Raw genomic sequence first — 8,879 nt, forward strand, 5'->3', positions numbered from 1 at the left:
AACTAACAATCAGTGGGGAATGATGCTGACAAAGAAAGGTTTGGCTTAATGTCTTTATCGGTACTCGCTTGTCCTTAGCGTTGGTACCCCCACTGATTGAAGTTTCACTTATATTTATTCATTTATAAGAGGAATAATGTTAGGCAAGGAATAAGGCAAGCGAATTTTAATAAAAAGTTCCGATTAAACTATTTCAAATAGCGCATTCATTCACAGTGAAAACCGAAAACGATTCTTTTGCATTCGAATTTTATTCAGATTTTTATATTTAGCGGACAGAGAATCCTTTATTTCCGTAAAATTTGCTCCTTAGTCGAATGAATAGGACACAGAATTCGTTAATGATGAAAAAACATGAGAAAATATCATTCTTTTCATGTAATAGCGGACTCAGAGGCCGTTAACCTTGATAAAAACATTCTTTTCAGATACATAACGGATCTATCGTCCTCCTATCTCTAATTATGTGAAAATAATGACAATTGGTAAATTTAAGAGTAAACTTATGTTTATATACTGCATGGATTAGATATTATTTTATTTAGATATAGTATTTTGAGGAGTTGAAGAAATGACAGAATGGAAAAATGGCATTGCTAAATTGGTTATCCCTACCCCTTTTGCGGTTGGTGATGTGAATATATATGTTGTGAAGGGAGAGCGGCTGACACTTGTTGATGTTGGGCCTAAAACAGAAGAAGCATGGGAGGCTTTAAAGGCACAATTGCAAGATTTAAGTCTATCTCCTGAAGATATTGAACAAGTTGTCCTTACCCATCATCATCCTGATCATGCTGGTCTTTTGGACTTTTTCCCTACCAGTATGGAAGTATATGGACATCGTTTTAATGAAAGATGGCTAATGCGGACAGATTCGTTTTTAAAGGCACATGATGAATTTTACTATGATCTATTTCCTAAGTGCGGAATTCCAGATCGATTTTTTCCTTTTATTAGCTCGTTAAAAAAGTCTTTGCGTTTTTCCTGTAGCCGTTCCCTTACAAGTGTATTGGAAGAAGGGGACACTCCGCTGGGGCTTGGTGACTGGACGGTTATTGAAATACCTGGGCATGCTCAAAGTCATATCGGTTTGTTCCGAGAGAAGGATGGGGTTTTTATCGGAGGGGATCATTTACTGGCACATATTTCTCCGAATCCTTTAATGGAACCGCCGCTTCCTGGAGAAACAAAGCGTCCCAAACCGCAGCTGCAATATAATGAATCATTAAAGAAGCTAAGGCAATTCCCAATCCGGCTTGTTTATTCAGGACATGGAGAGGATATTTATGATCCTAATGAATTAATTGAGAAAAGACTGGCACGTCAGCATGAGCGTGCGATATTTATAAAAAAATGGCTTGAGCAGGAGCCTCTTACCGTTTTTGAAATTTGCCAGCGTCTATTTCCGGCCGTATATGAAAGGGAGTTTGGCTTAACGATTTCAGAAACGATTGCCCAGCTTGACTATTTGGATGCTTTGGGGGAAATTAGTATAAATAAGGCAGGGAAGGCATTTTATTTTTCTGCTTAGCTGAGGTGGAATATGTTGGATCGTTTGAAAAATAAAACTATTATTATTACAGGTGCCTCGGCCGGAATCGGTGCATCGATGGCTTCACTTTGTGCGGAAAGAGGAGCCAATCTTGTTTTGCTCGCCCGAAGCTATGAGAAGCTTCTTTCGCTGAAAACGGATTTAGAAAGCCGTTTTCATGTAAAGGTTGATATACATAAGCTTGATGTTTCCAGCACTGACGAGGTGCAGGCTGTTTTTTCAAAGGTTTTGGAGCGGCTTGACCGTGTTGATGTTCTTGTTAACAATGCAGGTTACGGGGTTTTTCGCGAGGCTCATGAGGCAAAAATCGATGATATTAAAGGGATGTTTGCTGTCAACGTTGTTGGCTTAATGGCTTGCACAAGTATGGTTTTGCCTATCATGCGACAGCAGGGAAGCGGTCATATTATTAATATTGCCTCCCAGGCGGGTAAAATTGCTACACCTAAATCAAGTGTCTACTCAGCGACGAAGCATGCTGTGCTCGGCTATACAAATAGTCTTCGGATGGAGCTTACTAGCCATCGTGTTTTTGTAACGGCCGTTAACCCTGGACCGATTGAAACGAACTTTTTTACCATTGCCGATGAAAAAGGAACCTATGTTAAAAATGTAAAAAGATTTATGCTAAAGCCAGAGTATGTGGCAAAAAAGGTTGTAGATGCGATGCTGACCCCGACACGAGAAATTAATTTGCCGGGCTGGATGAATGCAGGCAGTATTGTATATACCCTTTTTCCTCGCTTGTTTGAGCGGCTTGGAAGACGGATGTTTAATCAAAAATAAACACAGCAAGCCTAATTCGGAAAAGAAACCAGGCGTATTGAATACAACTTCAGTATGTCTGGTTTTTCTTATTGATTCACACTTACTAAAAATAAGGCGAATCCGTTATATACCCATACACGACATCATTCACAATGTCGTACAAATCACTTTCTTTTTCTTCATGTTTTAGTAAATTTATTTTTTCGTACATTCCCTCAAATTCCACACTATCAATAGAAATTGATTCATGATATTGCTTTAAGCATGTTTGAATCATTTTAAAAATGAGTTTTCGATCCATCTTTCGTATGCCTCCTCTTGTCGATTATACGACTTTTTAGGCGGAAAGGTATATTAAAGCCCCCTTTTTTTAGGGAATTAGTCGTAAAATTTCCATTGAATCAGAACGTATATTCGCTTATTATAGTGGGTATATATAAGAATGTGTGTTCTCTTTTTCTTTTATGCAAGGAGCCTGTGTTTTTCTAGGAGGATGGCAAAAGTCATGATTGATTACAATACGATGCCCAAAAATAAAATATTGTGTGTCGATATGAAGAGCTTTTATGCAAGCTGTTCCGCTGTTATAGAGGGACTTGATCCTCTAGAATGCTATCTTGTTGTGGCTGGAAAAAAAGAGCGGAAGGGGAGTGTAGTTCTGGCGGCATCGCCAAAGATGAAAAAGGAGTTCGGTATTAAGACGGGAAACCGTTTATATGAAGTTCCGGATGATCCGCGCATTATTGTTGCGGAACCGAAAATGGCAACTTATTTGAGGATATCAACTGAAATTACTCGAGTTTTTAATCGGTATGTCCCGAAAGAGGCGATTCACACGTATAGCGTGGATGAAAGTTTTATAAAGGTGGATGGGGCTTTGCATCTTTGGGGTGATGCTCTTACGATTGCCCGAAAGATAAAGGATGATATTGAGCGTGAGTTTCAGCTGCCATGTGCCATTGGAATTGGACCTAATATGCTGCTCGCAAAGCTTTGTCTTGATTTAGAAGCGAAAAAATTAGAAATTGCTGAGTGGACTTATGAGGATGTTCAAACGAAATTGTGGCCGGTCTCTCCTTTAAGGGAAATGTGGGGGATCGGGCGCCGCGTGGAAAAAACGCTGAATGGAATGGGGATTTTCACAGTTGGCCAGCTTGCTCACTATGATTTAGAAAAGCTGGAGAAGAAATTCGGCATTATGGGAAATCAGCTCTTCCATCATGCATGGGGGATTGACTTTTCTGATATCGGTGCCCCGATTATGGAGGGACAAATTAGCTTTGGAAAAAGCCAAATTTTGCTCAGAGATTATAAAGAAGAGCATGAAATTAAGTATGTCATTCTTGAGATGTGCGAGGAGGTAGCAAGAAGGGTGCGAAGTCACCGGAAGGCAGGGAGGACGATCAGCTTTGGGATCGGCTACAGCCAAGATGAATTTGGAGGCGGCTTTTACCGTTCAAAAACAATTGATGAGCCAACAAATGTGACAATGGATATTTATCGTGTATGCATACAGCTTTTTCATCAATTTTATGAAGGAAAAACAGTGCGGCAAATTTCGCTCTCCATTGGAAAACTTGTTGATGATAATGAAATGCAGCTAAACCTTTTTGATGGTAACGGCTGGAAGAAGAGGGAGCTTGGCTACACAGTTGATTACATCAGATCAAAGTTCGGAGCAGGAGCCCTTTTAAGAGCAGTCTCCTATACAAATGCGGGAACAGCTAAGCACCGGGCGACTTTAGTTGGAGGTCATAAAATGTAGCGAAGGGGGATCTTAAATGATTCGGGATCGGGGCAGAATCAAGTGGACATCTATGATGCTCCCAGAACATGTGAAATTATTGAGAGACTGGGCGAAGGAAGATATGTACGATCAAGTACGGGACATAGACGAACAAAATTTTGAAAGCATGAACACCGTCATTTCGGAGGCAATGGAATTTGGAAAAAGCGTTGCTGTTACTCATTATCGTCATAAAAATTATGAGCTTGTAATGGGGACCATTCATTTTTGGGATGAAATAAATCAGAAGCTGCATATTGTTGATCGTTTTGAGGAAGTGCACCGGATTCATATTTCTGAAATAGCTGATGTGCGGGTTACAGATTAATAAGCAGTTTAACGCAGAAAGACACTCGGATATTTTTTCTAGTCATCTTTCTGCGTTTAGTAAAGGAAAAAAACAAATTAAAAGTCTCCAACAAAGAGACCCATCATTTCATCCAGGTTATACTTCCATATCTTTTCTTAAATGCTTCTCTTCTTTAACTCTCCTAATTGAGTATGTTTTCTTGTTATCCATTGCAGCCATTGAATACTGATGGCTGAAAGGAGGCCCGCTAAAGTACAAATAGTCCAATTTACATGTGGCATATGCTCATACATCCACCCGCCACCACCTTGGCTCAAGCTGCCTCCAATTGCCATGGCAAGCAGAGAAAAACCAAAATAGCTTGCAGAAAATTGTGGTGGGGCAATTTCCGAAGTATATTCGTATGAGGTTGGTTCCACCAGCATAATGCCAACAGCGTATGTACAAAAGCCAGCCCAGAAAATTAGGAAGCTATCCGACACCCCAATTAGTAACATACCTGTTCCCATGATAGCCATACCTGCTTTAATGACCGATAACCGCGAAAACTTTTTCGTCCATTTTTGCAAAGGATATTGGAGAAAAACGACAATCATCCCATAGACGATAAACAAACTTGACACGAATGTTGAACTGTTTAACACTTTGGCAGCATGCAGCGGAATCGTCAAATACAACTGCATAAACATAAACCAAAATCCAATCATGCTAATCGTAAAATAAATAAACAGCCGGTCAGATTTGACCTTTTGCCAAGAGTCCTTAAAGGACTGCTTTGGTACATTTACATTTTCTTTAGGCAGCATCAAAAAAGTAATCAGCCCGCTGAAAACAAAAATCCCGCCGCATACTAAGGAAGAATAGAAAAAGTCGAGCTGCAATAGTATTCCGCCTAATATCCCAGCACAAATAATCCCGGAATGGCGAACAATTTTATCTAGCGCAAAAATATCCCCTCGTTTAGAAGGGTGACTAAAAATGGACATAGCAGCCTTGCTTGTAGGCTCAAATAAGGAACCACCTATACCAGCGATGATAGCAGCAACAATTAATTCCATCGGAGTTGTGCAAAATGAAAATAGCAGAAAGCCTGCTCCTCGCAAAATCATCCCTGTACTAATCAATATTCGATAATCAAACCGATCCCCGAGCATCCCTGATAAAAAGGAAGTGCCTTGCTGTATCAACTGGCGAATCATAAGTACCACTCCTGCAATACCAGCAGAAAGCGCTAAATTTCCAGTAATATAGGAAGATAAAAACGGAATAAATGCAAAAAAACTGACATTCATAAGAAATGAATTTACTAGTAATAATCGTATGGCTCTCATCAAGCTCTCACCTTTCATCTAAAACGAACTATTAAAAGTGTATCAGCACAATTGTCATTTGTATAACGAATAATTATAATAGCATTAATTAAAAAAACTAATTATAAGGATGGATAAAGTGGAAATTCAACAGCTACGTGCGTTCTTGTCTGTAGCTCAGACGAAAAATTTTACAAAATCAGCAGAATTAATGTTTATATCCCAATCAACCGTTACAATGCGTATTAAAGCATTAGAACAAACACTTGGGAAACAATTATTTGAGCGAGATAATCGACAAGTTCTTCTTACCACAGCAGGTAAAGAGTTGCTGGACTATGCAAAGAGAATTGTTGAGCTTGTTGATGAAGGGGCAAGAAAAGTGAGTATAGAAGAAACATTTGAAGACTCCTTAGTTATAGGAAGCTTGCATTCATTATGGGATTATCTGCTGTTTCCAATAATGAAAGAGTTTCAAGCAAAGCATCCAAGAACAGCACTTCGTTTCATTACGGGACATTCATGGGATATTGTTCAGCATGTTCTCGATGGGGTCATTGATTTTGGAGTCGTCCTTATTCCACCTACTCATTCAGAAATCGAGGTTCTTCCATTTAAAAAAGAAGAGATTAGACTTGTTACAAATGCGGATACCGACTTTTCGAAGGAAATCGATTTGGCTAATTTAAGAAACTTGCCCTATATTCATATGGATTGGGGACCAAGCTATAACCACTGGTTTGAAGAGAACGTTGGAAAGGAAACGCATTCTTTAATGGTCGATCACGCCTCTCTGTATGTCCAATATTTACGAAGTGGTAACTTTTTGGGACTTTTGCCATCCGTTATAGCAGATACTTTCATACAAAGAGGTAAGCTTGTGTCCCTTCCATTTCGCTCGAAAACGAAGCCGCCCATCATTCAAAGCTATATCATTTATCCAAAACGAAAATTAGAATCGATTAAACGATTGCTTGAACATATGCTGCAAGCCTGACTCCAATGCCCATTTCTAATGGAAATGATTAAAGTCCCTTCAGGAGAAGCACCTTAACAAAGAAGGAGGTGTTTTTCGCATGCCAAGAGGAAAAGAGCTCGAACAGCTTCCGATGGCTAATGTCGCCCCAGGTGCAGGGGATGACAGCAGCTTGATGGATCGGGAAATTCTGCGGGGGATAACGGAGGAAGAAGAGGTAGCTCCAGCAAAAGTTGGGAAGGAAACGAAAAAACGGGGATAATATCCCCGTTTTTAATGAAAAGTATTGGTTGACCTATGCTTCTTCGGATTTCGGTGCACGAACAACAGATTCAAAATTTCCTTTATGAGATCCATCGCAAAATGGTGCTTTAGCTGATCTGCCGCAGCGGCAAAGAGAGAAAGTTTGTTTTGTTTCAAATTTGTTTCCTTCCGCATCAATTAAGTCAACATCCCCAGTAATACGATATGAGCCGTTGTCATTCACTTTAATTGTAACTTTTGTCATCTAAATCCATCCTTTCACAAAAATGCCACATTTATCTTCTATGTTAAAAGGTAAAGCAACAAAAAGCAAATAAGGCGATCTATAGCACCCTTCGACAGGAAAAAAGGTTGCGCAAGGTAGTTAAGCCGGCTCTATAACACCCTTCGGCAGGAAAAACAGTAAGGGAAGGTAGTTAAGGGGGCTCTATAACGCCCATCGGCAGGAAAAAAGGATGCGCAAGGTAGTTAAGGGGACTCTATAGCGCCCTTCGACAGGAAAACTATTGCATAAGGTAGTTAGAAAAGCGCTTCCAGCGGAATATGCTACAATAATAAAGAAAAAGCAAGGTAAGGGGACTAGGAAGATGAACATTGTCATAACAGAAGAAGCGGGCCGGAAAATAAAAGAACGAGTGAACGGAAAAAACGGCTTTTTAAAGCTTAAATACGACATAGATGGCTGTGGATGTGTTGTTAGCGGGGTTACCGCCCTTTGGCTAGTGAGTGAATTGGATGAGGATGACCGAGAAATTAAAACGAGTGTCGGCAGCATTTACATAGAAAAATCAAAAGAAGTGTTTCTCGATGAAAACTTAAAAATAGATTTCACTGAAAAAGCAAACTGCTTTCAATTAAAAACGCCTAATGAATACTTAAATCCGCGGATGAGTTTTTACGATAAGACAGTAGGATAAGTGCCAAATGAAGTAATTTAATAGGTGAAACTTCTAATAGGATTTGTTCCTAAAGGGGGTTTCACTTTTTACATTCTTAATAATTGAATTTTTAAAAACTGTCACATTAGTCGGCGGGTGTTTGTCTTAATATATAGACCGGAAGAAAAGAGGTGATATCTATGTATATTAACAGGGCCGAATACAGTATTGAAGGAGCAGAAGAGAATATCCACGAAGATCTTATAAAACTATATCATCATCAAGTCTATACTTATTGCTATAACATTTTGAGAGACCATCACGATGCTGAAGATACTGTCCAAGAAGTATTTATTAAAATATATCAGAGCAAAAATATTTCAGAGATTAATAATCATCGAGCTTGGCTTTATAAAATTGCTTACAACCATTGTTTAAATAAAATAAGAAGGAAAGCTTTAATTAAATTTATTCCTTTTACCGAAAAAAGTAGGCTGAAAAAGGAACCCGCCTATGACCAGCATAGAGATTTTGAATTAAATTACATATTATCGAAATTAAAATCGAAGGAAAGAGCAATCATTGTACTTAGAATAATTGAGGACAGAGATTTTTCAGAAATAGCGGAGATTCTAGATATTAGCGCCTCAGCTGCAAGAAAACGATTCGAAAGAGTAAAGGTGAAAATCAAAAAATTAATTGAAAGGAGAAAACAGGATGAAAGATAAGATTAAATCGTTTGAGGAATTTGAGCAACGTTTTAAAAATCAGAAGCTCCCAGAAGTCCAACATAATGAATATTTGTCTACTAATGCTATAGAACGCAAAAAAGTGCCTATATTTTTACGGGCTTCATTTATCTCTATTTTTCTAACAGTATCTATCTCAGTGTCTATTGCGGCAGCCATGCATTTTACAGAATGGAAGTTTTATAATTCCGAGGGTAAGCAAGTTTTTGAGATGAAAACAATGACAGAGGAAGAAGCAGAGCCACATCATAAGTATGATGAAATTTATCGGAAGTATAGAACTGTT

The 8,879-nt window shown here is 38.9% G+C and carries 12 protein-coding genes; 9 read left to right on the plus strand and 3 right to left on the minus strand.

Annotated elements, in window-relative coordinates:
- The first annotated feature begins 571 nt into the window (after positions 1-571).
- Entirely contained in the window at positions 572-1,531 is a 960-nt protein-coding gene (locus tag V7149_RS16110; RefSeq protein ID WP_335346623.1) for an MBL fold metallo-hydrolase, read from the plus strand.
- A 12-nt stretch (positions 1,532-1,543) separates the two neighbouring features.
- The gene (locus V7149_RS16115; RefSeq protein ID WP_335346624.1) at positions 1,544-2,338 is read left to right on the plus strand and encodes an SDR family NAD(P)-dependent oxidoreductase; all 795 of its coding nucleotides are present in this window, start codon (positions 1,544-1,546) and stop codon (positions 2,336-2,338) included.
- Positions 2,339-2,423: 85 nt separating this feature from the next.
- Here V7149_RS16115 and V7149_RS16120 read toward each other — a convergent pair whose 3' ends face one another.
- Positions 2,424-2,621, minus strand: a complete 198-nt coding sequence (locus V7149_RS16120) for a YqzH family protein (protein ID WP_335346625.1) — start codon at positions 2,619-2,621, stop codon at positions 2,424-2,426.
- A 204-nt stretch (positions 2,622-2,825) separates the two neighbouring features.
- On the opposite strand from V7149_RS16120, the gene V7149_RS16125 reads away from it, so the two are divergent.
- Together V7149_RS16125 and V7149_RS16130 are read left to right on the plus strand one after the other, a co-directional pair.
- Positions 2,826-4,085, plus strand: coding sequence for a DinB/UmuC family translesion DNA polymerase (locus V7149_RS16125; RefSeq protein ID WP_335346634.1), 1,260 nt, complete (start codon positions 2,826-2,828; stop codon positions 4,083-4,085).
- A gap of 16 nt (positions 4,086-4,101) precedes the next feature.
- Positions 4,102-4,434, plus strand: a complete 333-nt coding sequence (locus V7149_RS16130; protein WP_335346626.1) for a YolD-like family protein — start codon at positions 4,102-4,104, stop codon at positions 4,432-4,434.
- Positions 4,435-4,571: 137 nt separating this feature from the next.
- Here the strand turns inward: V7149_RS16130 and V7149_RS16135 are convergent, their stop codons facing one another.
- Complete coding sequence (locus V7149_RS16135; RefSeq protein ID WP_335346627.1) at positions 4,572-5,747, minus strand: MDR family MFS transporter; 1,176 nt, start codon at positions 5,745-5,747, stop codon at positions 4,572-4,574.
- A gap of 118 nt (positions 5,748-5,865) precedes the next feature.
- On the opposite strand from V7149_RS16135, the gene V7149_RS16140 reads away from it, so the two are divergent.
- A complete protein-coding gene (locus V7149_RS16140) occupies positions 5,866-6,723 on the plus strand; it encodes a LysR family transcriptional regulator (protein ID WP_335346628.1) in 858 nt (285 codons plus the stop codon).
- A gap of 79 nt (positions 6,724-6,802) precedes the next feature.
- Positions 6,803-6,964: a hypothetical protein gene (locus tag V7149_RS16145; RefSeq protein WP_335346629.1), complete on the plus strand. Its 162-nt coding sequence runs from the start codon at positions 6,803-6,805 to the stop codon at positions 6,962-6,964.
- 33 nt (positions 6,965-6,997) lie between these two features.
- Here V7149_RS16145 and V7149_RS16150 read toward each other — a convergent pair whose 3' ends face one another.
- Complete coding sequence (locus V7149_RS16150) at positions 6,998-7,210, minus strand: CDGSH iron-sulfur domain-containing protein (RefSeq protein ID WP_335346630.1); 213 nt, start codon at positions 7,208-7,210, stop codon at positions 6,998-7,000.
- 343 nt (positions 7,211-7,553) lie between these two features.
- Here V7149_RS16150 and V7149_RS16155 point away from each other — a divergent pair, with 343 nt between their 5' ends.
- From V7149_RS16155 to V7149_RS16165, 3 genes are all read left to right on the plus strand, one after another.
- Entirely contained in the window at positions 7,554-7,883 is a 330-nt protein-coding gene (locus tag V7149_RS16155; RefSeq protein WP_335346631.1) for an iron-sulfur cluster biosynthesis family protein, read from the plus strand.
- A 161-nt stretch (positions 7,884-8,044) separates the two neighbouring features.
- Entirely contained in the window at positions 8,045-8,572 is a 528-nt protein-coding gene (locus V7149_RS16160) for an RNA polymerase sigma factor (RefSeq protein WP_335346632.1), read from the plus strand.
- A partial coding sequence (locus tag V7149_RS16165; RefSeq protein ID WP_335346633.1) for a hypothetical protein occupies positions 8,562-8,879 on the plus strand: 318 nt, incomplete at its 3' end. The genes V7149_RS16160 and V7149_RS16165, both read left to right, overlap by 11 nt.

Source organism: Bacillus sp. JJ1503 (assembly GCF_036965125.1).
Classification (GTDB): Bacteria; Bacillota; Bacilli; order Bacillales; family Cytobacillaceae; genus Cytobacillus.

What these genes read in the sequence shown, in the direction of transcription:
- V7149_RS16125 (WP_335346634.1), top strand. Translation starts at nt 2,826, where the DNA reads ATGATTGATTACAATACGATGCCCAAAAATAAAATATTGTGTGTCGAT.
- V7149_RS16155 (WP_335346631.1), top strand. Translation starts at nt 7,554, where the DNA reads ATGAACATTGTCATAACAGAAGAAGCGGGCCGGAAAATAAAAGAACGA.
- V7149_RS16120 (WP_335346625.1), bottom strand. Translation starts at nt 2,621, where the DNA reads ATGGATCGAAAACTCATTTTTAAAATGATTCAAACATGCTTAAAGCAA.
- V7149_RS16135 (WP_335346627.1), bottom strand. Translation starts at nt 5,747, where the DNA reads ATGAGAGCCATACGATTATTACTAGTAAATTCATTTCTTATGAATGTC.
- V7149_RS16160 (WP_335346632.1), top strand. Translation starts at nt 8,045, where the DNA reads ATGTATATTAACAGGGCCGAATACAGTATTGAAGGAGCAGAAGAGAAT.
- V7149_RS16145 (WP_335346629.1), top strand. Translation starts at nt 6,803, where the DNA reads ATGCCAAGAGGAAAAGAGCTCGAACAGCTTCCGATGGCTAATGTCGCC.
- V7149_RS16130 (WP_335346626.1), top strand. Translation starts at nt 4,102, where the DNA reads ATGATTCGGGATCGGGGCAGAATCAAGTGGACATCTATGATGCTCCCA.
- V7149_RS16110 (WP_335346623.1), top strand. Translation starts at nt 572, where the DNA reads ATGACAGAATGGAAAAATGGCATTGCTAAATTGGTTATCCCTACCCCT.
- V7149_RS16150 (WP_335346630.1), bottom strand. Translation starts at nt 7,210, where the DNA reads ATGACAAAAGTTACAATTAAAGTGAATGACAACGGCTCATATCGTATT.
- V7149_RS16115 (WP_335346624.1), top strand. Translation starts at nt 1,544, where the DNA reads ATGTTGGATCGTTTGAAAAATAAAACTATTATTATTACAGGTGCCTCG.